General features: G+C 70.4%; 18 protein-coding genes and 2 tRNA genes. 5 read left to right on the top strand and 15 right to left on the bottom strand.

The window, feature by feature from the left end:
* Positions 1-115: 115 nt before the first annotated feature.
* Positions 116-2845, bottom strand: coding sequence for a putative Ig domain-containing protein (locus tag BMY07_RS24260; RefSeq protein WP_092783167.1), 2730 nt, complete (start codon positions 2843-2845; stop codon positions 116-118).
* A 346-nt stretch (positions 2846-3191) separates the two neighbouring features.
* Here BMY07_RS24260 and BMY07_RS24255 point away from each other — a divergent pair, with 346 nt between their 5' ends.
* Positions 3192-4448, top strand: coding sequence for an acyltransferase family protein (locus BMY07_RS24255; protein WP_245782622.1), 1257 nt, complete (start codon positions 3192-3194; stop codon positions 4446-4448).
* Positions 4449-4491: 43 nt separating this feature from the next.
* Here BMY07_RS24255 and lon read toward each other — a convergent pair whose 3' ends face one another.
* The 10 genes from lon to BMY07_RS24205 all read right to left on the bottom strand — a co-directional run bounded on the left by lon (position 4492) and on the right by BMY07_RS24205 (position 16106).
* Positions 4492-6849, bottom strand: coding sequence for an endopeptidase La (gene lon, locus BMY07_RS24250; protein ID WP_092783164.1), 2358 nt, complete (start codon positions 6847-6849; stop codon positions 4492-4494).
* Between the two features lie 52 nt (positions 6850-6901).
* On the bottom strand, positions 6902-7801 hold the full coding sequence (locus BMY07_RS24245) for an amidohydrolase family protein (protein WP_245782621.1): 900 nt from the start codon (positions 7799-7801) through the stop codon (positions 6902-6904).
* An 83-nt stretch (positions 7802-7884) separates the two neighbouring features.
* The gene (smpB, locus tag BMY07_RS24240) at positions 7885-8361 is read right to left on the bottom strand and encodes an SsrA-binding protein SmpB (RefSeq protein WP_092783158.1); all 477 of its coding nucleotides are present in this window, start codon (positions 8359-8361) and stop codon (positions 7885-7887) included.
* Between the two features lie 30 nt (positions 8362-8391).
* Positions 8392-9294 (bottom strand): permease-like cell division protein FtsX, encoded by a 903-nt coding sequence (ftsX, locus tag BMY07_RS24235; RefSeq protein WP_092783155.1) that lies wholly within the window; start codon positions 9292-9294, stop codon positions 8392-8394.
* Between the two features lie 140 nt (positions 9295-9434).
* On the bottom strand, positions 9435-10124 hold the full coding sequence (ftsE, locus tag BMY07_RS24230) for a cell division ATP-binding protein FtsE (protein ID WP_092783152.1): 690 nt from the start codon (positions 10122-10124) through the stop codon (positions 9435-9437).
* A gap of 87 nt (positions 10125-10211) precedes the next feature.
* Positions 10212-11312 (bottom strand): peptide chain release factor 2, encoded by a 1101-nt coding sequence (gene prfB, locus BMY07_RS24225; protein ID WP_092783147.1) that lies wholly within the window; start codon positions 11310-11312, stop codon positions 10212-10214.
* 51 nt (positions 11313-11363) lie between these two features.
* Positions 11364-11864: a PadR family transcriptional regulator gene (locus BMY07_RS24220; RefSeq protein WP_092783724.1), complete on the bottom strand. Its 501-nt coding sequence runs from the start codon at positions 11862-11864 to the stop codon at positions 11364-11366.
* Positions 11865-12514: 650 nt separating this feature from the next.
* A tRNA-Met gene (locus BMY07_RS24215) sits at positions 12515-12588 on the bottom strand.
* A 294-nt stretch (positions 12589-12882) separates the two neighbouring features.
* Positions 12883-12956: transfer RNA gene (locus tag BMY07_RS24210), tRNA-Met, on the bottom strand.
* A 168-nt stretch (positions 12957-13124) separates the two neighbouring features.
* The gene (locus BMY07_RS24205) at positions 13125-16106 is read right to left on the bottom strand and encodes a UPF0182 family protein (RefSeq protein WP_092783144.1); all 2982 of its coding nucleotides are present in this window, start codon (positions 16104-16106) and stop codon (positions 13125-13127) included.
* Positions 16107-16297: 191 nt separating this feature from the next.
* Here BMY07_RS24205 and BMY07_RS24200 point away from each other — a divergent pair, with 191 nt between their 5' ends.
* Positions 16298-16834, top strand: coding sequence for a PPA1309 family protein (locus tag BMY07_RS24200; RefSeq protein ID WP_092783141.1), 537 nt, complete (start codon positions 16298-16300; stop codon positions 16832-16834).
* On the opposite strand, the gene BMY07_RS24195 is transcribed toward BMY07_RS24200, so the two are convergent.
* Complete coding sequence (locus tag BMY07_RS24195; RefSeq protein ID WP_177215744.1) at positions 16831-17934, bottom strand: YlbL family protein; 1104 nt, start codon at positions 17932-17934, stop codon at positions 16831-16833. The two genes, BMY07_RS24200 and BMY07_RS24195, sit on opposite strands and share 4 nt — an antisense overlap.
* 79 nt (positions 17935-18013) lie before the next feature.
* Between BMY07_RS24195 and BMY07_RS24190 the strand changes: the two genes are divergently transcribed.
* Complete coding sequence (locus tag BMY07_RS24190) at positions 18014-19327, top strand: zinc-dependent metalloprotease (protein WP_092783135.1); 1314 nt, start codon at positions 18014-18016, stop codon at positions 19325-19327.
* Positions 19328-19443: 116 nt separating this feature from the next.
* On the opposite strand, the gene BMY07_RS24185 is transcribed toward BMY07_RS24190, so the two are convergent.
* On the bottom strand, positions 19444-19974 hold the full coding sequence (locus BMY07_RS24185; RefSeq protein ID WP_092783132.1) for a M48 metallopeptidase family protein: 531 nt from the start codon (positions 19972-19974) through the stop codon (positions 19444-19446).
* 112 nt (positions 19975-20086) lie between these two features.
* Between BMY07_RS24185 and BMY07_RS24180 the strand changes: the two genes are divergently transcribed.
* Positions 20087-21160, top strand: a complete 1074-nt coding sequence (locus tag BMY07_RS24180) for a TOMM precursor leader peptide-binding protein (protein WP_092783721.1) — start codon at positions 20087-20089, stop codon at positions 21158-21160.
* A 171-nt stretch (positions 21161-21331) separates the two neighbouring features.
* Positions 21332-22639, top strand: coding sequence for an ABC1 kinase family protein (locus BMY07_RS24175; RefSeq protein WP_092783717.1), 1308 nt, complete (start codon positions 21332-21334; stop codon positions 22637-22639).
* A gap of 4 nt (positions 22640-22643) precedes the next feature.
* Here the strand turns inward: BMY07_RS24175 and BMY07_RS34505 are convergent, their stop codons facing one another.
* Together BMY07_RS34505 and BMY07_RS24165 are read right to left on the bottom strand one after the other, a co-directional pair.
* Positions 22644-22817 (bottom strand): hypothetical protein, encoded by a 174-nt coding sequence (locus tag BMY07_RS34505; RefSeq protein ID WP_092783129.1) that lies wholly within the window; start codon positions 22815-22817, stop codon positions 22644-22646.
* Between the two features lie 16 nt (positions 22818-22833).
* Entirely contained in the window at positions 22834-23706 is an 873-nt protein-coding gene (locus BMY07_RS24165) for a class I SAM-dependent methyltransferase (RefSeq protein WP_092783126.1), read from the bottom strand.
* Positions 23707-23750: the final 44 nt, after the last annotated feature.

Raw genomic sequence — 23750 nt, 5'->3', positions numbered from 1 at the left:
TGGGGCACTTCAAGGGCTAATGGATTGCCCGCGGCCCCCGGTGGGATGCACCGGGGGCCGCGGGTGGGTGTTCGCTCGCGGGGCGGGGGTTGAGGCCGCCCCGCGAGCGGTTTTTTCAGCTCACTGCGAGAGTGATGTCGTCGAGGACGAACGACGTTTGCAGTGAGGCGTCTTCGGTTGAGAGGAATTGGAGGGTGGTGGTTTGGCCCGCGTAGGCGCTGACGTCAACGGTTATCTGTTGGTAGTCGCCTGCGTCGAGGTTGGAGTAGGTCTTGAGGGTGGTGGTGCCGAAGCGGACGGACATCTTGTCGTATTCGAGGGTCTGGGTGGTCTCGGAGGTGTTGACGTAGAGCCAGAACGACAAGGTGTACGACGTGCAGCCGGTCGGGATGGTGAGGGACTGGCCGAAGTTCTCGGTGGCGGTGGTGCCGCGGCCGCCGAGCCACGCGGAGTAGGTGCCGCTGTGCGCCGGGATGCCCTGGCCGCCGTGGGAGCCGATGACGCCCGCGGTTTGGGTCCAGCCGGAGCTGCCGTTCTCGAGGTCGGGGTTGGTCACCAGCTGCGGGTTGGCGCTACAGGTGCCGGCAGGGCCAACGGTCCAGTCGATGACGACAGTGCCCTGGCCGTCAGTGGCGGCCGCGAAGACCACCGACGAGTACGTGCCCTCAGCGGTAGGAGTACCGGTGATGAGTCCACTACCGTCGATGGAAAGCCCACCGGGCAGGCCACGCGCGGTCCAGCGGTACGGCGCAGTGCCACCGGAAGCCGATAGCGCGACGCTTACCCGCTGACCGACCTTCGCCGATTGCGCGCCAGGGTCGGTGATGGTGATAACGGCGCCGCCATCGCTGATGGTCCAGTCGAAGCTGGCCGAGCCGCTGCCGCCAGTGGTGCCGGTGGCGGTAACAGTCACGCGGAACGTGCCTGCCTTGCTCGGCGTACCGCGAACAACCAGGGTGTCGCTACCGCCGTGGTCGGAGGTAAGACCGTCCGGCAGGCCAGTGACCGACCACGAGTACGGGGCCGTGCCACCGGTGGCGACCAGCTTCAGGCCCGCCTTCACGCCGACCTTGCCCGACTGCGGGCCGGGGTCGCCGATGGTGATGTCGCCACCGGGCGCGTCGGTGATGGTCCAGTTGAACTTCACGCTGCCCGGGTTGCCCGACGACGGGGTAGCGGTGACGGTGACGCCGTAGATGTCAGCTGTGGTAGGCGTACCGGTGACGACACCGTCGGTAGAGATAGACAGCCCGGTAGGCAGACCCACGGCGGACCAGCGGTACGGCGGTGTGGCGCCGGTAGCCCGCAGGGTCAGGTTCACCGGTGAGCCGACACGGCCGGTCTGGTCACCGGGGTCGGTGACCTCGGCGTCGCCCGCGGGCGGGGCAACGATCGTCCACGTGAACGAGGCGCTACCCGGCGTGCCTGCCGAGGGGGTAGCGGTCACGGTCACGTTGTAGGAACCCGCAGTGGTGGGGGTACCGGAGATAACGCCGCCCGTAGAGATAGACAGCCCGGCGGGCAGACCAGAAGCGGTCCAAGTGTACGGCGCGGTGCCACCGCTGGCCGACAGCGTCAGACTGGCAGGTGTGCCTACCGTGCCCGACTGGTTGCCGGGCGGGGTGACGGTGGTGGGGGTGCCTGTGCTCTCACCGGTGAACAGGAGCTTGTTCGGGGACCCGGTGCCCGGGTTGGTCACCTTGCCGGAGGTCGCCTGGGCGAGGATCGCGGTGGCGACCTGCGGCGGCGTGTCGCTCGGGTGGCCCTGCAGGTACCTCGCGACGGCACCGGCCACGTGCGGCGTCGCCATCGAGGTGCCGCTGATCCGGTTGGTCGCGGTGTCGTTGTCCTTCCACGACGAGGTGATGTTCTGCCCCGGCGCGAAGAGGTCGGTGCAGGTGCCGTAGTTGGAGAACGACGCGCGCGCGTCGGACTCGGCGGAGGCGTTGACGGTCAGCGCCTCGGTCACGCGTGCCGGGGAGGAGTTGCACGCGTTGGTGTTGTCGTTGCCGGAGGCCACCGCGTAGGTGATGCCCGCGGCGATCGAGTTGCGCACGGCCGTGTCGGTCGTCGCGGAGGCGCCGCCGCCGAGGCTCATGTTGGCCACGGCGGGCTTGGTCGCGGTGCGGGTCACCCAGTCGACGCCGCTCACCACGCCGGTGTTGGAGCCGGAACCGGCGCAGTTGAGCACCTTGACCGCGACCAGCTTGACGTCCTTGGCGACCCCGTACTCGGTGCCGCCGACCGTGCCCGCCACGTGCGTGCCGTGGCCGTGGCAGTCGGTGTTGTTCGTGTCGACGGTGTTAGTACCCCACGTGGCCCTGGTGCCGAAGGTGCGGTGGGAGGTACGGATACCGGTGTCGATGATGTAAGCGGTGACGCCCGCACCGGTGGTGTCGTAGTTGTAGTTCTGGTCCAGCGGCAGGTTGCGCTGATCAATGCGGTCCAGGCCCCACGACGGCGGGTTGGGCTGGTTCCCGGCGACCCGCACGACCGCGTCCTGCTCGACGAGGGCCACGGCCGGGTCGGCGGCGAGTTTGCGGGCCTGGGTGGCCGACATCGACGCCGCGAACCCGCGCAGCGCGTGGCGCCACGTGGTGCGGGCGGTGGCGCCGTAGCGGCTCGCGACATCGGCGACCGCACGGTCCACATCGGACGTGATGGCGGCGCTGTCCTTGAATGTCACCAGGTAGCTGCCGGGGATGGCGTCGGCGCGGTCGGCACCGATGACGGCACCTTCCGCGGCCTCGGCGGTTCCGATGCCCACCACCAACGCGGCTGCGGTGGCGGCGACCACCCCCGCGCCGAGAACGCGTCTGCGCAGGCTCGCGCGAACTTGTCTCATGGGATTACTCCAATAAAGCGATGCAGGGATCAGGGGACGACGTTCGTTACCGGCTCGGCATGCCGGTCGTGAGAAACAACCACGATCACACCCGGTGCCGCCAGGACACGGGAATGAATTCCGCTGTTCAGTCCATAGCTCGTGCCCTATCGCCGCACGATGCCGCATATCTGCCGGTTGAATTAACGAAAGCGCGTGTGAATTCACACCGGTAGGGCTGTCCCCACCCCCGGTGCTGGTGCCGCCACCCGGATCAGGACACCTGCTGGCCTCGCTGCCCCGGCGCACCCGTCCCGACATGCTCGAACCCGGCAGGAGGACGGCGGCGAAAGGCAGGGGGACGGCAGTGGGCAGGACGGCGCGGGACCCGTTCTTGGACGTGATCCGAGTGGCGGCGGTGGTGCTGGTGGTGGGCCAGCACTGGCTGATGCCGGTGTTGGCGGGCAATGGGCACACCGTGGAAACCGGGAACGCGTTGGCCACCCCGGGGTGGTGGTTGTTGACCTGGCTGTCGCAGGTGATGCCGGTCGTGTTCTTCGCGGGCGGCGCGGCCAACCTGCACTCCTACCGCGCCACCGGGCACCCCAGGGCGTGGCTGGCGGGACGGCTGCGCAGGCTGGTGGTGCCGGTGCTGCCGCTGGCCGCCGTCTGGGTCGTGCTGCCGGAACTGCTGCTGCGCGCGGGGGTCGCGCCGCAGCCGGTTGACCTCGCGGGCGGCATCAGCGCGCAGTTGCTGTGGTTCCTGGTGGTGTACCTGGTCGTGGTCGCGGCGACGCCGGTGATGGCGCGGGCGCACGAGCGGTTCGGGCTCGGCGTGCTGGTCCCGTTGGCCGCGCTGGCCGTCCTGGTGGACGTGGTGCGCTTCGCGGGCCTGCCGGAGGCCGGGTTCGTCAACGCCGTGGTCGTCTGGGTCGCGGTGCACCAGCTCGGCATCTGCTACGCCGACGGCAGGCTCGAACTGGGCAGGCGGGCGCACGCGGCGATGGCGGTCGGCGGGTTCGCGGTGGTCGCGGCGATGGTCGCGTTCGGACCGTACGCGCCGAGCATGATCGGGATGCCCGGGGCGCCGATGTCGAACATGAGCCCGCCCGCCGCCGTCCTGCTGCCGCTCGCGGTCGGCCAACTGGGCCTGCTGCTGCTCGCCAGGCCGGTGCTGAACCGCCTCGACGGTCCGGCGATCCGGGCGGTCGGGGCGCGCAGCACCACGATCTACCTCTGGCACATGCCCGCGCTCGTGGTCGTCGCGGGTGTCATGGTCCTCGGCATGGGCTACCGCACGCCGGAGCCGGGTTCGGTCGAGTGGTTCGCGGTAGCACCGATGTGGGTGACCTGTGTCGGCTTGGTGCTCGCCGCTCTAGTCCGTGTCTTCGGCCGTTTCGAAACCGGTGCCGGAAGGGCTATCCCCTCAGCCCGCGCCGTCACCGCAGGCTTCCTCTTCGCGGCGACCGGACTGCTAGGTCTGACCGTCCGCGGTTTCTCACCTGACGGCCCCAACTTGTTCGAAGGCCCAGTCCCGTGGGCAATCCTAGTCCTTGCCGGCGTAGCTCTCTGCACTAGGACCGAGCGCCAGTGGAGCCGCGCGCCCAGCCTCCAGCCGCTGTAAACAGCAGCGGGTGGGCCACTATCGGCCCACCCGCTGCTCGGCGTCACGCAGCCAGTTGCGCTGCCTGCGGCTCTAGGGCCAACCGCAGCGCGTCACGGACATCGCTGACGAGGTGGATGGTGAGCTCCTGCCGCACCGACTCCGGCACGTCGTCCAGGTCGGGTTCGTTGCGCTGCGGCAACAGAACCGTGGTGATGCCCGCGCGGTGGGCGGCGAGCAGCTTCTGCTTCACCCCGCCGATCGGCAGCACCCGCCCGGTGAGCGACACCTCGCCGGTCATCGCGACGTCCGAGCGCACGGGCCGACCGGACAGCAGCGACGCCAGCGCCGTCGTCATGGTGATGCCCGCGCTCGGCCCGTCCTTGGGCACGGCGCCCGCCGGGACGTGGACGTGCACGCCCCGCTCGGCCAGTTCCGCGACCGGCAGCCCCAACGCGGGACCGTGCGACCGCAGGAACGACAGCGCGATCTGGGCCGACTCCTTCATGACGTCACCCAACTGCCCGGTCAACGTCACCCCGGCCGCACCTGTCTCCTTCTCCGCCAGGGACGCCTCGACGAACAGGACATCGCCGCCCGCGCCGGTGACAGCGAGCCCGGTAGACACACCTGGCACCGCGGTCCGCTCCGCCGACTCTGGCGTGTGCCTCGGCTGCCCGAGATAACCGCGCAGGTCTTGCGCGTCCACACGTGAGGGCACCAACGCCTCGTCCACGGCCAACTTCGCGGCCACCTTGCGCAGCACCCGGGCGATCGCCCGCTCCAACTGCCGCACCCCGGCCTCGCGGGTGTACTCACCCGCCAGCAGCCGCAGCGCCTGCTCGGTGACGACCACCTCGTCGGCGGTCAGCCCGGCCCGGTCCAGCTGCCGGGGCAGCAGGTGGTCGCGGGCGATGACGACCTTCTCCTCCTCGGTGTACCCGTCGAGCTGCACCAGCTCCATCCGGTCGAGCAGCGGCGCCGGGATGGCCTCGACCACGTTGGCGGTGGCCAGGAAGACCACGTCGGACAGGTCCAGCTCCACCTCCAGGTAGTGGTCGCGGAAGGTGTGGTTCTGCGCCGGGTCGAGCACCTCGAGCAGGGCCGCGGTCGGGTCGCCCCGGTAGTCGGAGCCGACCTTGTCGATCTCGTCGAGGAGCACGACCGGGTTCATCGAGCCCGCCTCCTTGATGGCGCGCACGATCCGGCCGGGCAGCGCGCCGACGTAGGTGCGCCGGTGGCCCCGGATTTCCGCCTCGTCCCTGACCCCACCCAGCGCGACCCGGACGAACTTGCGTCCCATCGCCCGCGCTACCGACTCACCCAGCGAGGTCTTACCGACCCCGGGCGGACCGGTCAGGGCCAGCACCGCGCCACTACGACGACCGCCGACCACGCCGAGTCCTCGCTCGTCCCGACGCTTGCGCACGGCCAGGTACTCGATAACGCGATCCTTCACGTCTTCAAGCCCGGCGTGGTCAGCGTCAAGCACGGCCCGCGCACCGGTGATGTCGTAGGCGTCGTCGGTGCGTTCGTTCCACGGCATCTCCAGCACCGTGTCGAGCCAGGTGCGGATCCAGCCGACTTCCGGTGACTGCTCAGAGGTGCGCTCCAGCTTGTCCACTTCAGACAGCGCTGCCTCGCGGACCTTCTCCGGTAGGTCTGCCTCGGACACACGCGCCCGGTAGTCCTGTTCCTCGGAGGCAGGCTTACCGTCCAATTCGGCCAGTTCCTTGCGGATGGCCGACAACTGCTGGCGCAGCAGGAACTCCCGCTGCTGGCGCTCCATCCCCTCCTTGACGTCCTTGCGGATCGTCTCGGCGACGTCCAGCTCGGCCAGGTGCTCGCGACCCCACTCCAGCAGCCTCTCCAGCCGCGCGGTGACGTCGGTCGTCTCCAGCAGCCAGACCTTCTGCTCGTCGGACAGGTACGCGGCGTACCCGGCGAGGTCGGCCAGCGCGGCCGGGTCGTCCACCTGGGTCACGCTGTCGACGACCTGCCACGCGCCGCGCTGCTGCAGGATCGTGGTGACCAGGCCCTTGTACTCGCGGGCCAGCTCGCGGGTGCGCGCGTCGGTCGTCTCGTCGGCGGTCTCGACCTGCACCCACAGCGCCGCACCCGGACCGGTCGTGCCCGCGCCGATGCGGACCCGGCCGGTGCCGCGCACCACGGCGGCGCGCTCGCCACCGGGCAGCCTGCCCACCTGTTCGACCACCGCCAGCGTGCCGACCCGGGCGTATTTGCCGTCCAACCTGGGCACGAGCACCACCCGCGCCTCGTCGCCCGCGGCCTGGGCGGCCGCTACGGCGGCACGGGCCTCGGTGGCGTTGTCGGAGCCGGTGAGCTGGATGGGCACGACCATGTCGGGCAGCAGGACCGTGTCGTCGAGCGGCAGCACCGGCAGGTTCAGAGCCTCGGACATGGGATCAGCCTCCAGGAGTTGAGTCTGATCACGTCAACTTCCCTGAGCCGGGCTATGTTCCCCCGGGGTGTTCGCCCAGAGCGAGCAGCCGGGCTCCGGTGTCGTGCAACACCGCCCGCAGGAACGGTTCGCCCAGGCCAGGCGCCTGCGCCCAGCCCGAGATGGCCCGCAGCTGCTCGGCGTACGGGTACGGGATGCTGGGGAAGTCCGTGCCCAGCACCACCCGGTCATCGAGGTCGGCCAGCCGAGCCGTCCAGTCCGCGGGCAGCGGCGCCGATCCGAGGGTGAACCCGACGCCGACCATGGTCGTGTCCAGGTGCACCCGCGGATACCGCGCCGCTAGGTCCAACGCACGCGAGATCTCCGGCATGCCCGCATGCGCCAGAACGACCGTTAACGCTGGGTGGCGACGCAGCACCTCTTCAAAGACCGGTAGCCCCGTGAACGCGCCCGGCAACGGTCCGTGTCCACAGTGCACGACCACGGGCACCCCCGCGTCCGCCAGCATGCCCCACACGGGCCCTAGGAGGGCGTCTCGCGGGTCGTAGGCGCCAACCTGCACGTGCGCCTTCACGCACCGCACGCCCGAGCGCAGCGCCGCTTCCAGGTACCGCGAGACCGATGGTTCCGGATAGAGGGTCGCTGTTGGCACTGCCTCCGGCACCCGCGCCGCGAACTCCGCGACCCACTCGTTGAGCCACTCGGCCATCCCCGGCTTGTGCGGGTACACCAACGGCGCGTACCGGACCACGCCGAGCTCGCGCAGCGTCGCCACGCGTTGACTCTCCGAAGTCCGGTAGTGGACCGGCCACGCCGTGCCGTAGTTGCGCTCGGCGTCGTCGAAGTACGCCCACACCTTGCGCTGGACCGGCTCGGGCAGGAAATGCACGTGCACGTCGACCAGCCCCGGCACCCCCAGGCCGCGGACCCAGTCCGTATCACTCTCCCCCACCACCCGCCCCCTCGTCCCCGCCCGGCATCGTCCCCGACTTGGCGGCGTACCCCCTCGACGTGGCCCATTGGGGCCGTCCCGACCTACCCCATGCCCTTGGCCCGGCGGCCGACCGCCTTGGCGATCTCCCGGTTGGCGTCGCGCTTGGCCAGGTCCTGCCGCTTGTCGTAGGCCTTCTTGCCCTTGGCCAGCGCCAGCTCGACCTTGACCTTGCCGTCGGAGAAGTACATCGACAGCGGGACCAGCGAGACCCCGGACTCCTTGATCTTGCCGATCAGCTTGCCGATCTCGGCCCGGTGCAGCAGCAGCTTGCGGGTGCGCCGCGGCTCGTGGTTGGTCCAGGTGCCCTGCGTGTACTCCGGGATGAACAGGTTGCGCAGGAACACCTCACCGTCGTCGACGGTGGCGAAGGCGTCGACGATGGACGCCCTGCCCTCGCGCAGGCTCTTCACCTCGGTGCCCACCAGGACCACACCGGCCTCGTAGGTGTCGATGACCGCGTAGTCGTGCCGGGCCTTGCGGTTGGTGACGATCGCCTTGCGGCCGCGTTCCTTCGCCATGACGTGGAACTCTACGCAGCGCGCGCCGGATCAGGTGCGCACGTAGAGGCGCAGGGTCACGTACCCGGTGAACGCCGAGACGCCGATCGCGATCAGCAGCAGGATCGGCGAGACGAAGGCCAGGTCACCGGCCTCCACCGACTTCACCACCCCGGACTTGATCGGCTGGGCGAGCACGTCGTCGAGGAACGCCAGCTTCGCCCCGACCAGCATCGCGATCGCCACCAGGGCGCCGATGATGCCGGTCACCACCGCCTCGAGGAGGAAGGGCAGCTGCGTGTACCAGCGGGTCGCGCCGACCAGCCGCATGATGCCGACCTCGGTGCGCCTGGTGAACGCCGAGAGCTGCACGGTGTTGGAGATCAGCAGCAGCGCCGCCACCGCCATCACGCCCGCGATGAAGAACGTCGCGTTGCGCACGCCGTTGAGCGCGCTGAAGAACCGGTCGAGGAACTGGCTCTGGTCGCCGATCGAGTCGACCCCGGCCTTGCCCTTGTAGGTCTGGATGATCACCTCGGGCCGGTCCGGGTCCTTGAGCCGGACGTTGAACGAGGACGGCAGCGCCTCCGGCCGAGCCAGCTTCACCAGCTCCGGCTGCGCCTCGAAGATCCGCTTGAACCGCTCGTAGGCCTGGTCGCGGTTCTCGAACTCCACCCGCTCCACCGCCGGGTCGGACTCCAGCTGCGAGCGCAGCCCCCGGCAGGGGTCGGCCTTGCAGTCCTTGTCCGAGGCGGACACGTCGTTGGTCAGGTAGATGTTGACCTCGACCTTGTCCTGGTAGAGCTCCTTGGTGTTGTCGATCATCCGCACCACCAGCAGACCACCGCCGAGCAGCAGCAGCGAGATGGCGGTCGTGATGATCATCGCGATGGTCATCGTGATGTTCCGGCGCAGACCGGTCACGACCTCGCTGAACACGAAGCTGGCACGCATCGGGCTGGGCTTCCTCGCTGTTGCGGATGGTTACTGGTGGGCTGGGTTCCCGCCGCCCGGTGGTGGTCGTCGACCCGCCAGGTCGGGGACGGTGCCGGGCGGGGACGAGGGGGCGGGCGGCGGGAGAGAGTGACTCAGTCTCAGCGACCTACGCCGTAGACGCCCCTGGCGTCGTCGCGGACGACGCGGCCGAGGTCGAGTTCGACCACCCGGCGGCGCATCGAGTCCACGATGGAGTGGTCGTGGGTGGCCATCAGCACCGTGGTGCCGGTGCGGTTGATCCGCTCCAGCAGCAGCATGATGTCCTGGCTGGTGTCCGGGTCGAGGTTTCCGGTCGGCTCGTCGGCCAGCAGCATCAGCGGCCGGTTGACGAACGCGCGGGCGATGGCCACCCGCTGCTGCTCGCCGCCGGAGAGCTCGTGCGGCATCCGCTCGGCCTTGCCCTCCAGCCCGACCAGCTCCAGCACCTCGGGCACGACCTTCTTGATGGTGTGCCGGGGCTTGCCGATCACCTCCAGGGCGAAGGCCACGTTCTCGGCGACGGTCTTGTTCGCCAGCAGCCGGAAGTCCTGGAAGACGCAGCCGATGGACTGCCGCAGCCGGGGCACCCGGCGCCGCGCCATCCTGGTCAGGTCGAAGTTCGCCACGTACACGCGCCCCTTGCTGGGGACCTCTTCGCGCAGCAGCAGCCGGAGGAAGGTCGACTTACCCGAGCCCGATGGGCCGATCAGGAAGACGAACTCACCCTTGTCGACCTGCACGGAAACGTTCTCCAGGGCAGGCCGGGTGGAGGTCTTGTAGACCTTGGAAACCTGTTCGAGCCGGATCACGGTCGGCGAGTCTACCTTCAGTTGTTATCGAGCCGTAGCCTCGGTGTCCGTTACGGACGCGCCTGGTCACCGGTGGTGTCCGAGCGGTCACACGTGGGTCTTGCGCCACCGGATGCCGGATTCGAGGAAGCCGTCGATGTCGCCGTCGAGCACCGCGGCCGGGTTGCCCACCTCGTGCTCGGTGCGCAGGTCCTTGACCATCTGGTACGGGTGCAGCACGTAGGTGCGCATCTGGTTGCCCCACGACCCGCTGGAGGAGTCCTTCAGCGCGTCCATCTTGGCCTGCTGCTCCTGCCTGCGCCGCTCCAGCAGCTTCGCCTGCAGCACCGCCATGGCGGAGGCCTTGTTCTGCAGCTGCGAGCGCTCGTTCTGGCAGGACACCACGATGCCGGTCGGGATGTGGGTCAACCGGACCGCGGAGTCGGTCGTGTTGACGCCCTGTCCACCGGGGCCGGACGAGCGGTACACGTCGACCCGCAGGTCCTTCTCGTCGATGTCGACGTGGTCGGTCTGCTCGACGACCGGGACGACCTCGACCGCGGCGAAGGAGGTCTGCCTGCGGCCCTGGTTGTCGAACGGCGAGATCCGCACCAGCCGGTGGGTGCCCTGTTCGACCGAGAGGGTGCCGTAGGCGTAGGGGGCGGCGATCTTGAACGTCGCCGACTTGATGCCCGCCTCTTCGGCGTAAGAGGTGTCGTACACCTCGATGGGGTAGCCGTGCCGCTCCGACCACCGCAGGTACATGCGCATGAGCATCTCGGCGAAGTCGGCGGCGTCGACGCCACCGGCCTCGGAGCGGATGGTCACCAGCGCGTCGCGGCCGTCGTACTCGCCGGAGAGCAGGGTGCGCACCTCGAGGGAGGAGATGTCGGACTTGAGCTTGTCCTGGTCGGTGCGCGCCTCGGCGGCGGCGTCCTCGTCGCCACCCTCCTCGGCCAGCTCGTAGAGCACCGCGAGGTCGTCGAGCCGCGAGCGCAGGTCCTCGACCTTGCGCAGCTCACCCTGGCGGTGCGAGAGCTTGCTGGTGACCTTCTGCGCCGACTCGGGGTCGTCCCACAGGTCCGGGCGGGCAGCCTGTTCCTCCAGCTCCGCGATCTGCGCGCGCAACCCCTCGAGGTCCATCACCGCCTCGACGTTGGCCAGCGAGGTGGACAGTTCCTTGAGGTCAGCGGCGACGTCCGGGTTCACGTCGAAAAAGACTACGCGGACGCGGGCGCCGCCGCTGCGGCGGTAGCCAGGTCAGGACTTGGGGATGGACTCCAGCAGCTTCAGCACGGCCTTGGCCCTGGCCACGCCGAACTCGGCGATCGCCTTGGCGTAGGGGTCCTCGGCGGTCTTGACGGCGGTCTTGGCCGCCTCGTGCTCGCCGTTGTAGACCTGCTTGGCCGAGTCGATCAGGCCGACCCGCTGCTTGGCGGTCAGCGTGCTCGCGTGCACCAGGCGCAGGATCAGCGGGCTGCGCAGGTGGTCGGGTCCCGGCTCGCCACCGAGCCAGGTCTTGAAGGCCTTCTTGCCAGCCGCGGTGATCACGTACTGCTGGCTGGAACGGGGACCCTGCTTGCCCAGCCGGACAAGGCCCGCGTCGGCGAGGGCGGGCAGTTCGCGGTAGACCTGGCTGCGGGTCACGCTGAAGAAGGAGCCGAAGCGCTCCCTTGCCGCGGACACCAGCTGGCCACCGGTCTGCGGGCCCTCGTGCAGCAGGCCGAGCAGGGCGGCGGCGGTCGCATTCAGTTCAGACACAAGACCACGGTCCCACGACACGGGCGCGCTGTCCACAGTGGCCATGTGCGCCAGTCCACAGTGGCTGATCGGCGGCGGGGTGCTGACGGACACCCGACCCGGGACCGATCAGCGGACGACAGGTGTCCCCGGTTGGCCCAAAACGGGACTATCCCACGTGGACTCGGCGAGCTTGCTCCCCCGAAGGAGTGGATCTCTTCCCAGCCCGCTACCCGTTCGGCCCAGTGGTGGGTGGGCGAACCGTAGTCGCCGCAGGACGCGGGTTCCCGCCGGAGATCACCCCCCATTGTGGTCCAGATCACCCCAACGGCGGCAGCTTCCCGTCCGGAAACCGCCGCCCCCACGCACCCCCCACCCAGTGCACTCCCCCCACGACTGTCACAGTAAGACCCCCACCCACAGTCCCAAGTGGACTTATCAGCACGTCCACCCCCGACATCCGTTCCCTCCAAACGCAACCCCCACCCTCCCAAGCAAATGCACGCGCATCTCGCTCCCGCCCCCAACCCCCTCCACCATCAAACAGTCCATACAGGACTAACTCCCCGTTGACCCCGCCCCCAAGCGGAATCCCCCACCCCGAACATCGCCCCTCAAGCCCAAAAGAAAAAGGCGACACCCTCCGAAAAGGGTGCCGCCTTCATTCTTCGTAGCGGGGACAGGATTTGAACCTGCGACCTCTGGGTTATGAGCCCAGCGAGCTACCGAGCTGCTCCACCCCGCGGTGGTAAAACCAACCCTACACCCCACCCTCAACCCCTTTTCACCGGGGGTACCCACCCGCCACCCACACGACACGAGCCCCACCAGCTACGTGCTCGTCCCTCGCACTACGCGCCCCCCGCCCCGTGGGCGACAAGCTCATTGGTTACATACTCGACGCGAAGGCCGAAGGCCTGAGCGAGCCAACGCTGGGTCGAGAGTGACCGCACCGTGGGGGCTTGGGGGCTCGGCCCCCAAATACAACGCGAAAAGGCCCCTATCCACGCTTTCCGTGGATAGGGGCCCTCCAGCCTTGTAGCGGGGACAGGATTTGAACCTGCGACCTCTGGGTTATGAGCCCAGCGAGCTACCGAGCTGCTCCACCCCGCGTCGGTAGTTGTAACAGTACACGGGGGGTGGGGTTACGGCAAATCGGGGCGGGCGTTGGTGAGTGGGGTCACCGGTGTCGGTTCTTTTCGCGGCGGCGAAACCCGGAAAACGCGGCAGGCCCGCCGCCGCTGGGTCGCGGGGCGGGCCTGCCGGGTCGGTGGTGCGGGATCAGCCGCCTGGGGCTGGTGTGGGTGATGGGGAGGCGCCGGGTGAGGACGGGGTGGTGGTCGTGCCGCCCGCCTTGGCCTTGGCCTCGTCGTACTGCTTGGCGGCGGCGTCCAGTTCGGCCAGCGCCTTGCCCTGTTCGGTGAAGTCACCGTCGCGCTGGGCCTGGCGCAGGTGCGCGATGGCCGTGTTCAGCGCCTGCACGGCCTGGTCGAGCTCGCTGCCCCCGGTGCCGGGCGGTGGTGTCGTGGTCGAGGTGGGTGGCGCGGTGCTGCTGGGCGGGTTGGTCGTCTCGCCCGGTTTGGGCGCGATGTCGCCGGTGCCCTTGCCGAAGACCTCGTCGAGCGCCTCGTCGATGGTCGGCGCGAACCCGACCTTGTTGCCGAAGGACACCAGGACCCTGGCCAGTTGCGGGAACGCGTTGGCGTCCTTGCGCTGGATGTAGATCGGTTCCACGAACAGCAGGCCGCCCGCGACCGGCAGCGTCAGCAGGTTGCCGAACCTCGGCGCGACGCTGGGGTTGTTGAACAGCGTTCGGTTCTCGGCGACCTCCGGTGTGGTCTGGAACCGGTTCTGCACCTGGCCGGGACCCTCCACTTGGGCCGCGCCGGAGGTGGGTAGTCGCAGCACCCTGATCTGCCCGTAGTCGGCCGGGTCGGAGGACACCGACACCCACGAGGCGAGGAACTGGCGGTTCAGCGAGTTGAGCGCGCTGGTGATCTGGAAGGTCGCCTTGGTCTGGCCGGGCGCCTGGGCGAGCACGTAGTACGGCGGCTGCTTGGCGCCGTTGTTGGCCGCGTTGGACGCGCCGTCCTCGGTCGGGTCGGCCGGGACGTTCCAGAAGGTCTTCTGCGAGAAGAACTCGACCGCGTCGGACACGTGGTACTTGGAGAGCAGTTCGCGCTGGACCTTGAACAGGTCCTCCGGGTACCGGAAGTGCGAGCGGAGGTCGTCGGAGATGTCCGAGGACGGCAGCACGGTGCCGGGGAAGACGCCCTGCCACGCCTTGAGCACCGGGTCGTCGTCGGTGATCGAGTACAGCTTCACCGTGCCGTCGTAGGCGTCGACGGTGGCCTTGACCGAGTTGCGGATGTAGCTGATGGTGCGGTTGTCCTGCCGCACGACGCCGTCGAGCGAGTCGGTGGTCGCCTCGCCGAGCGAGGTCCGCTGCGCGTACGGGTAGTTCTCCAGCGTGGTGTAGCCGTCGATGATCCACAGGATCTTGCCGTCGACCACCGCCGGGTACGGGTCGCCGTCGAGGGTCAGCCACGGCGCCACCGAGCTCACCCGGTCCCGCGGGTTGCGGTTGTACATGATCTTGGCGCCGTCCTCGATCTGCGACGAGAACAGGATGTTGCGCTCGGTGTAGTGCGCGGCGAAGACCAGCTTGTTGAACAGCCCGTCGATCGGCACGCCGCCCGCGCCGGTGTAGCTGAAGGTGCTGGTGGAGGTGTCGTACTCCAGCGGGCGGCCGTTGTCCTTGCCGCCGACGATGGCGTAGTTGTCGGTGGCCAGCTCACCGAAGTAGATCCGCGGTTCCTTGACCTTGATCGGGCCGTCGTTGGTCAGGTCGCTGACCTTGAAGACCGGGTACCCGCCCTGGTCGTTGGAGTCCTGCAGCGCCGAGTTGATGGTGTTGGCAGGCGCGGCGACGAACCCGTTGCCGTGGGTGAAGACCATGTGCCGGTTGATCCAGCCGCCCTGGGTCTCGGTGAGCCCGGAGGTCTTGATCTCGCGCGCGGCGACGATGTAGTCCTGGGTCTTGCCGTCGACGGTGTAGCGGTCGACGTCGAGCTTCTCCGGGAAGCCGTAGAAGTTCTCCCGGCCCTCGCGCTGGGTGAAGGTCGGCGCCAGGATGTTCGGGTCGAGCAGGCGCACGTTGGAGATGGTGTTGGAGCTGCTCTGCTCGGAGCGGATCTTGGCTGGCGAGACGTCGGTGGTGCCCGCGTAGTCCTCGGTCTTCACCGTCTTGTCGGTGAGCCCGTAGGCCAGCCTGGTCGCCTCGATGTTGCGCTGGATGGACAGCGACTCCTTGGCGTTCTCGTTGGGCCGCACCGAGAACTGCTGGATGACCGCGGGCCAGGCCGCGCCGACCAGGATGCCGGACAGGATCAGCAGCACGGTCGCGATCGCGGGCAGCTGCAGGTTGCGCAGGAACGCGCCTGCGAAGAAGGCCACCGCGCAGAAGCCCGCGATGAACATCAGGATGAGCTTGGCTGGCAGCACCGCGTTGAGGTCGGTGTAGTTCGCGCCGCTGAACAGGTCGTGCTTGTTGAACAGCAACTCGTAGCGCTCGAAGAAGTAGTCGACCGCGTAGATCAGCACGAACACGCCCGCGGTGATCGACAGCTGCATGCGGGCGGGCGCGGCGAGCTGGCCGCCCTTGCCCGCCAGCCGGATCCCGCCGAACAGGTAGTGCGTCACCAGCGCGCCGAAGAACGCCACCGCGACGGTGACGAACAGCCAGCTGATCAGCCAGGTGATGAACGGCAGGGTGAAGGCGTAGAAGCCGATGTCGATCTGGAACTGCGGGTCGCGCACGCCGAACTCGCCGCCGTTGAGCAGCAGCTGGATCTGCTGCCAGTCCGACTGGGCCGCCGAGCCCGCGATCAGGCCGATGATCACCGGCAGGCCGATGCCGAAGAGCCGGACCCGCTGCACGATGGTGGACCGGTAGCGGGCGAGCGGGTCGTCCGCGCTGGACACCGGCACGAACACCGGGCGGGTGCGGTAGGCGACCCACAGGCTCACCGCGAGCGCGCCACCCACCAGGGCACCCACGGCGAAGAACAGCGCGATCCTGGTCCACAGCACGGTGGTGAACACCGAGCGGAACCCGACCTCACCGAACCACAACCAGTTCACGTAGGTGCTGAGCAGCCGGGACCCGACCAACAACAACAGGATCAGCGCGGCGGCGATGATGAGCAGGATCCGACTGCGCCGCGACAGCTTCGGCAGACCGATCGGGGGCCGAGTGGCCACTGGGCACGCTCCAGGTTCGCTGGCTTTCGACGTTCACCACGGACGAGCTGGGCCGTCCTGGTTGTTCAACTCTATTAGGGCCGGTCCGGGTTCCCGCGCGGGTGTCCGAAATGTGTGGATAACCCGGCGGGTTGTGGACTACTCGTGGACCGGCGGGGTGCGTGGTCGCCTGCTCCGGTGCCCCTGCGACCATGTCCCGCGTGAGCACCAAGGACCTGCCGACCGCGGCCCGCGAGGTCGAGGAGTTCGTCGCGACCGGCGGTTGGGACCAGCCGCCGCAACTGTTCGCGCTGGTGCCGACCGCGCACCTGCTGCGCGAGGAGCCGGACCTGGTCGGCCAGGTCGACCCCGACGCCGCGTTGACGCCGGTAGCGCAAGAGGCGCTGCCCGATGGTGACCTCGGCGTCGCGCTCGGCACGATCCTGTGGCCGGACGCGGTCGTGGGGTGCGCGCTGGCGCAGGAGATCGTCATGCTGCCGCCGGAGGCGGAGGCCGAACTGCCGGACGCCGACACGGACACCGTGTCCGCCGCCGCGGTGGACCACCCGGCCGCGCGCGAGGCCCGGCTGGTGGCCGCGGTGTTGCGGGACGGGACGGTGGCGTGCGTGCTGCGGCTGCGGTCGAGCGGCGGTGCCGATGGCGCGGACGGCGAGGGCGTCGACGAGATCGTCGAGCACCCCGGCCTCGCGCAGAACCTCACCACGGCGCTGCTGGACACCTTCCGCTAGCAGCCGGGCACCGGGCGGCCCGCCTTGATGTCCTGCAGGGCCTGCACCGCGCCGTCCAGGGTGGACACCTTCACCAGGCGCAGCCCCTCCGGCGCGTTGTCCTTGGCCTCGGCGCAGTTGCCCTCGGGGACCAGGAACACGCTCACCCCGGCCTCCTTCGCGGCGACCATCTTGAACGGGATGCCGCCGATGCGGCCGACGTTGCCCGCCGCGTCGATCTCCCCGGTGCCCGCGATGGTGGCGCCACCGGCGAGGTCCTCGTCGGTGAGCCGGTCGATGATCGCCAGCGCGAAGATCAGCCCCGCCGAGGGGCCGCCGACGTTCTGCAGCGAGATGGTGGTCTTGAAGGCGACGTCGGGGCGCTCCCCGGCGCCGAGGCCGATGAAGCCCTCCGGCCGGTCCTCCTGGCCGAAGTCGGTCGCCTTCGCCAGCGTGATGGTGGCCGACCTCTCCTGGCCCTCACGCTTGTAGGTGATGGAGATGCCCTGTCCGGGTGTCGTGCCCGCGAGCGCGGCCCGCACGTCGGCGGCCGCGGCGACCTTCTTGCCGTTGACCACCAGCAGCTGGTCGCCCGGCGCGAGCACCTTGTCGGCCGGGGCGCCCGAGGTGATCTCCGTGGCGATGACCTTCATCGGGTACTTGAGGTGGCGCAGCGCGGCGATCTCGGCGTTGCTCTGCGAGTCCTGGAACATCTTGGTGTTCTGCTGCTCGATCTGCTCCTCGGTCTCCCCCGGCCGGAAGTAGTCCTCGCGGGGGGCCACCGCGTAGCGGCCGCTGACCCACAGGCCAAGCGCGCCGAACAGGCTGATCTCGTCGTTGACCGACACCGTGGTCATCCGCAGCTGACCGGTGGTGGCGTGGCTCTTCTCACCGTCGACCCGCACGATCGGCACCCCGTCGACGTCACCGAGGGTGTCGTAGGTCGGGCCGGGGCCCAGCGAGACGTACGGGATCGGCACCAGCAGGCCGACCAGCAGCAGCGCGACCGTCAGCACGGAGCTGACCACGATCGTCCAGCCGCGCCGGGTCAGGCCCGCCCGCACGAGCGGCACGTCCGGGGCGGGCGGCTGGGGGGTGGGTGACTCCGGTGCGGTGCTCACGACGCCACAGGGTACGTGCGTTCGCCCAGGGCGGATCACCGGACGGCGCGGGGGCCGGGATGCCGCGTACCGTGGACGTATGAACGAGTTCCCGTTCGGCTTCAACATGCCGAACCCCGACGACCGTGACCGTGGCAAGCAGGGCGGCGACGGCCAGGAGAACCCGTTCGACCAGCTCGGCCAGATGCTCAGCCAGCTCGGCCAGATGATGAGCCAGGCGAGCACGTCGAGCGGGCCGGTCAACTACGACCTCGCCAAGCAGATCGCGGTGCAGAAGCTCGCCGGGCAGATCGGGTTCACCGCGCCAGCCGAGGCGCACACGGCGGTCACCGACGCGGTGCACCTGGCCGAGATGTGGCTGGACCCGGTGACGACGCTGCCCGCGGGCGCCACCACGACCAAGGCCTGGACCGCCCGCGACTGGGTCGAGCACACGCTGCCGACCTGGCAGCGGCTGTGCGACCCGGTGGCCAAGCGGATGGCCGGGGCCTGGGTGGAGGCGCTGCCCGCCGAGGCCAAGGCGCAGGCCGGTCCGCTGCTGGCGATGGTCGGGCAGATGGGCGGCATGGCCTTCGGCTCGCAGCTGGGCGGCGCGCTGGCGCAGCTGGGGTCGGAGGTGCTGACGGTCACCGACATCGGGCTGCCGCTCGGCCCGGACGCGACCGCGGCGCTGCTGCCAGCCAACATCGAGGAGTTCACCAAGGGCCTGGAGCGGCCGGCCAGCGAGGTGATGGTCTTCATCGCCGCCCGCGAGGCCGCCCACCAGCGGTTGTTCGCGCACGTGCCGTGGCTGCGGCAGCGGCTGCTCGGCGCGGTCGAGGAGTTCGCCAACGGCATCAAGGTCGACATCTCGGCGCTGGAGGAGCTGGCGACCCAGGTCGACCCGGCGAACCCGGCGACCATCGAGCAGGCCATGCAGTCGGGCATGCTCGAGCCGAAGACGACCCCGGAGCAGCAGGCCGCGCTCACCCGGCTGGAGACCCTGCTCGCCCTGGTCGAGGGCTGGGTCGACCTGGTCGTCGGCGAGGCGGTCACCGACCGGCTGCCCGGCGCCGACGCGCTGCGCGAGACCCTGCGCCGCCGCCGCGCCTCCGGTGGCCCGGCCGAGCAAACCTTCGCCACCCTGGTCGGCTTGGAGCTGCGGCCGCGCAGGTTGCGCGCCGCCACCGCACTCTGGCGCCTGGTCACCGACCAGCACGGCATCGACGTTCGCGACGGCCTGTGGGCGCACCCCGACCTCATGCCCACCACCGAGGACCTGGACGAGCCGATCGACTTCATCCAGCGCCTGGGCTCCAGCCCGGCCGACGACCCGATCGCCCAGCTCGAGCGCACCGAGGAAGCCGAGCGCGAGGCGGGCGAGGAGAAGAAGCCAGGCGGGGAGACCGACTAGCCGGAACGCACCGAAGGTGGTCGACCAGGGATCTTCCGGTCGGCCACCTTCGTCGTTGTCGCGGTCACTCGGTTGTCGCGGTCACTCCGTTTTTGCAAGTCACCCCGTTGTCGCGGTCACTCCTCGGTGGCGATCCCCCAGCCCGCGGCGGCGGAGAGGCCCTCCAGGTAGCCCACGGCCCGTTCGGTCCTCGGGTAGGTGTGCACCAGTTCCCAGAAGTCGGGGCCGTGGCCGGGGACGAGTAAGTGGGCCAGTTCGTGCACCAGGACGTAGTCGAGCACCCAGGCGGGGACCTCGCGGAGGCGTTCGCTGACCCGGATGGTGCGGTCGACCGGGGTGCAGGACGCCCAGCGGGTGCGCATCGGGGGGACCCAGCGGACCGAGCGGGGCAGGCACTGGCCGCCGAAGTAGCTCGCGGACAGCTCGCCGCAGCGCTCGAGCAGGGCGGAGTCGGAGGTGCGGGCCGGGGAGCGCCGCTTGGTCTCGCTGCGCAGGAGCCTGCGCTGCATCTCCTGGACCCAGTGGGCCTCCTCTTTCTTGGAGAGCCTCGCCGGGATGAGGACGATCACGGTGTCACCTTCGCGGTACGCCGTGACGGTGCGGGTTCTGCGTTTGCTCCGGCGCACCTCGACGCGGGGTTCGGCCACGGGGACAACCGTAAGGGGCAACACCGACAACGCGGGAGGACCGGGCGGGTGTGACTCTCCACCTGTGGACAACTCGATCCGCCATCCGGCCCAGGCGGGCACCCTGGTGCCCATGCGTGAACGGACCCTCCCTCGACGACCCCGGCTGCGGCCGGGTCTCGCGGTGCTGCGCCGCCGCGACGGCGAACTCCAGCTCGGCCTCGACCCGCGGCGGGCGCTCGTGGTCAGCGGCCTGCCGGACCAGGTGGCCGCGGCGGCCGCCGGGCTCACCGGTGTCCGCACGGCCGACGAGGTCGTGGCCGGGGTCGGCCCGCCGCACCGGCGGATGCTGCGGGCGCTAGTGCGCGATCTGGTCGAGCACGGCCTGGTCGACGACGCGGCGAGGTCGGCGCGGGTGCCGCCGAGGTTGGCGGCCGACGAGCTGACCGCGGCGCTGCGCCCGGGGCTGCCGTCGCCCGGCGACCGGGCCGGGCTGCGGGTGCGGGTGGACGGCGACGGCAGGCTCGCGATCGCGGTGGCCCGGCTGCTCGCCGCGTCCGGCGTCGGTCGGTTGCAGGTGTCCGCGCGGGGGTCGGTGCTGGCGCAGGACGTGGGCACCGGGTACCGCGCCGAGGACGTCGGCAGGCCGCGGGTGGTGGCCGCGCAGGAGTCGGTCAGCAGCGTCGACCACGCGGTCGTCCTCCGGCGGTTCACCCGGTTCCGGCCCGATCTGGTGGTCCTGGCCGACGCCCTGGTGCCGGACCCGGCGACGGCGTCGGCGCTGGCCGCCCAGGGGCAGCCGCACCTGGCCGTCCTGGTGCGCGACGGGGTCGGGATCGTCGGCCCGCTGGTGGTGCCGGGGGTGAGCAGTTGCCTGCACTGCGCCGACCAGCACCGCACCGACCTCGACCCGTGCTGGCCGAGGCTGGCGACCCAGCTCGCGGGCCGGGCCCAGTCGGCCGACCTGGCCTCGACGCAGCTCACCGCGGGGCTGGCGGTGACGCAGGTGCTGCGCGCGGTGTCGTGGCTGCGCGAGCCGACGGGCAGGCCGCCCGCGACCTGGAACGCGACCGTGGAGGTCGACCCGCTGACCGCGACCGTCGACCATCGGCGGTGGCTGCCGCACGCGAGCTGCCCGTGCGGAGCGGCGACCAAGCCCACCTACCGCCACTTGATCCGGGCGCGCGACCCCGGCCAGACCGGGTAGTCCGCCCCGATCGGGCTACTAAACAACCCGGGTGGGGACATTCGGCACCGCTGTCCGGTTCCGCGGTCCGAGCTGGGCGGACGCGGTCGGTGTGAGGCGTCTTCCCATATTCGGAGCGCTAAACACCTGCGATCGCGGCGCGGGACAAGGGACAATCGGGGGGTGACCGAGATGCCACGCAAGACCGCCGCGCGGACCGCTCGGCTGGCCAGCATCCCGCTCGGGGTCGCGGGCCGGGCCGTCGGCGGCTGGGGTAAGCGGCTGGCCGGGCAGAGCGCGGAGGCGGTCAACGCCGAGCTGTCCGCCCGCACCGCCGAGCAGCTGTTCGCCGTGCTCGGGCAGCTCAAGGGCGGCGCGATGAAGTTCGGCCAGGCGCTGTCGGTGTTCGAGGCCGCGGTGCCCGACGAGATGGCCGAGCCGTACCGGGAGGCGCTGACCAAGCTGCAGGCCGCGGCGCCGCCGATGAGCGCGCAGACCATGCACCGGGTGCTGGCCCAGCAGCTGGGCCGGGGCTGGGCGGCGCGCTTCACCGAGTTCGACGACACCCCCGCGGCGGCGGCGAGCATCGGCCAGGTGCACCGCGCGGTGTGGCACGACGGGCGCGCGGTGGCGGTCAAGGTCCAGTACCCGGGCGCGGACGAGGCGCTGCTGTCGGACCTGCGGCAGCTGCAGCGGTTCAGCAGGCTGTTCCAGCCGTTCGCGCCGGGCATGGAGATCAAGCCGCTGCTGCAGGAGCTGACCGACCGGATGGTCGAGGAGCTCGACTACCGGGCGGAGGCGGAGAACCAGCGCGCCTTCGCCAAGGCGTTCGCGGGCGACCCGCTGGTGCTGGTGCCGCGGGTGGTGGCGAGCGCGCCGAAGGTCACCATCACCGAGTGGGTGGACGGCACGCCGCTGGCCGCGGTCATCCGGAGCGGTACCCGCGAGGAGCGCGACACCGCGGGCAGGCTGCTCTCGGAGTTCCACTTCTCCTCGCCCGCCCGCGCGGGCCTGCTGCACTCCGACCCGCACCCGGGCAACTTCATGCTCACGCCGGACGGCAGGCTGTGCGTGATCGACTTCGGCGCGGTCGCCCGGCTGCCCGAGGGCCTGCCGTGGCCGCTGGGCGCGATGACCCGGCTGTCGCTGCAGGGCCGCTCGGCGGAGCTGATGGAGCTCATGCGCGACGAGGGCTTCATCCGCGAGGGCATGCGGCTCGACCCCGACCACGTGCTGGCCTACCTGGCGCCGTTCGCCGAGCCCGCCTCGGTGGAGACGTTCCACTTCACCAGGGCCTGGATGCAGCGGCAGGCCGAACGGGTCGGCGACCTGCGCGGCCAGGACTTCAAGACCGGCCGGTCGCTGAACCTGCCGCCGCAGTACCTGCTGGTCCAGCGGGTGACCGCGGGCGCGACCGGCATACTCTGCCAACTCGACGCCCAGTTCTCCATGCGCGCGATCATCACCCGGTGGCAGCCGGGGTTCGCCGAGGAGGAGTGAGCGCTCACCAGTAGTCGGCAGGCAGCTTGCCCTCGATGTCGCGCACGTGCTTGCGCGCGCACGCCGGGCACAGCCACGTCATGCCGCGCTCGTCCTGCTCGGCCACCCAGGCCAGCGCCTCCACCGGCGGGTCGCCGCCGCGGTCGCGCCCGCACATCGAGCAGATCACCGCTGCCATCAGATCACCGCTGCCATCAGATCACCGATCCCAGGTACACCGTGGACGCCCCGAGCACGAACACGTCGTTGCGGTCCACCACCCAATCAGGGCTGTCGGGGTCGAGCAACCGCCGCAACGTCGTCTGGTCCGCCGAGCCCAAACCCTCCCCCGCCACCGCGGCGAGCCCGCCCAGCCAGTCGGCCACCGCGCGCCGGACGGGCAGCGGCGCCGGGGCGGGCAGGTCGACCAGGTAGCTGAACGAGGTCACGTCCACCAGACCGGCCTTGACCATGGCGAGATTCCAGCCGAGCGGCAGCCGCACCGAGCCGTCCATGGTGGTCCGCATCCGCGCGAACCACGCGTCGCGCGCCGCGTGCAGCCGGTCCTGGAGGCCGGGTTCGCCCAGGCCCAGGTCCCAGGGCAGGCACCGGGCGGTGAGGCCGCCCTCGCGCAGGGCGAACAGCCCGCCCGCGCGCAGGACCCGGACGAGCGCGGTCAGGCAGGCGAGCTGGTCGGGCAGGTGGTGCACGACGCCGGAGGCCCACAGCAGGTCACCGGGCGGGACGAGCCCGGGCAGGTCCGGGTCCATGGCGTCGGCCAGCACGGTGACCACGTCGACCCGGTCCCCCGCGGCGGCCCTGACCCGGTCCACGGCGATCTCCTGGAGCGCGGGCTCGGCGTCCACGAGCACGACCCGCCCGCCCTCGTCGCCCATCTCGGTGGCGAGGGCGGCCGCCATGCCGCCGGTGCCGGACCCGACGTCGACCACCGTCGGTCTGCCGGGCAGCAGGGCAAGCAACCGCCTGGCCACCGCGGCGAGCGCGTCGGCCTCGATCTCGTCGGCCCGCCGCAGGTGGCCGACGCGGGCCGCCCAGTCGATGCCGTCGTGGGTGTGCGCGTGCGCCATGGCACCGACGCTAGGCGCGGTGGCGGGTTGGGGAAAGTCAGCGG

It is taken from the genome of Actinokineospora terrae (genome assembly GCF_900111175.1).
GTDB lineage: Bacteria > Actinomycetota > Actinomycetes > Mycobacteriales > Pseudonocardiaceae > Actinokineospora > Actinokineospora terrae.
Note: the sequence above shows the minus strand (reverse complement) of the source record. Positions and strands in the feature narration are given on the sequence as shown.

Bases quoted from the DNA above. Each gene is read 5' to 3' on its own strand.
- BMY07_RS24260 (WP_092783167.1), bottom strand. From the start codon at position 2,845: ATGAGACAAGTTCGCGCGAGCCTGCGCAGACGCGTTCTCGGCGCGGGG.
- lon (WP_092783164.1), bottom strand. From the start codon at position 6,849: ATGTCCGAGGCTCTGAACCTGCCGGTGCTGCCGCTCGACGACACGGTC.
- smpB (WP_092783158.1), bottom strand. From the start codon at position 8,361: ATGGCGAAGGAACGCGGCCGCAAGGCGATCGTCACCAACCGCAAGGCC.
- ftsX (WP_092783155.1), bottom strand. From the start codon at position 9,294: ATGCGTGCCAGCTTCGTGTTCAGCGAGGTCGTGACCGGTCTGCGCCGG.
- BMY07_RS24200 (WP_092783141.1), top strand. From the start codon at position 16,298: ATGTCCCGCGTGAGCACCAAGGACCTGCCGACCGCGGCCCGCGAGGTC.
- BMY07_RS24190 (WP_092783135.1), top strand. From the start codon at position 18,014: ATGAACGAGTTCCCGTTCGGCTTCAACATGCCGAACCCCGACGACCGT.
- BMY07_RS24180 (WP_092783721.1), top strand. From the start codon at position 20,087: ATGCGTGAACGGACCCTCCCTCGACGACCCCGGCTGCGGCCGGGTCTC.
- BMY07_RS24175 (WP_092783717.1), top strand. From the start codon at position 21,332: ATGCCACGCAAGACCGCCGCGCGGACCGCTCGGCTGGCCAGCATCCCG.
- BMY07_RS34505 (WP_092783129.1), bottom strand. From the start codon at position 22,817: ATGGCAGCGGTGATCTGCTCGATGTGCGGGCGCGACCGCGGCGGCGAC.
- BMY07_RS24165 (WP_092783126.1), bottom strand. From the start codon at position 23,706: ATGGCGCACGCGCACACCCACGACGGCATCGACTGGGCGGCCCGCGTC.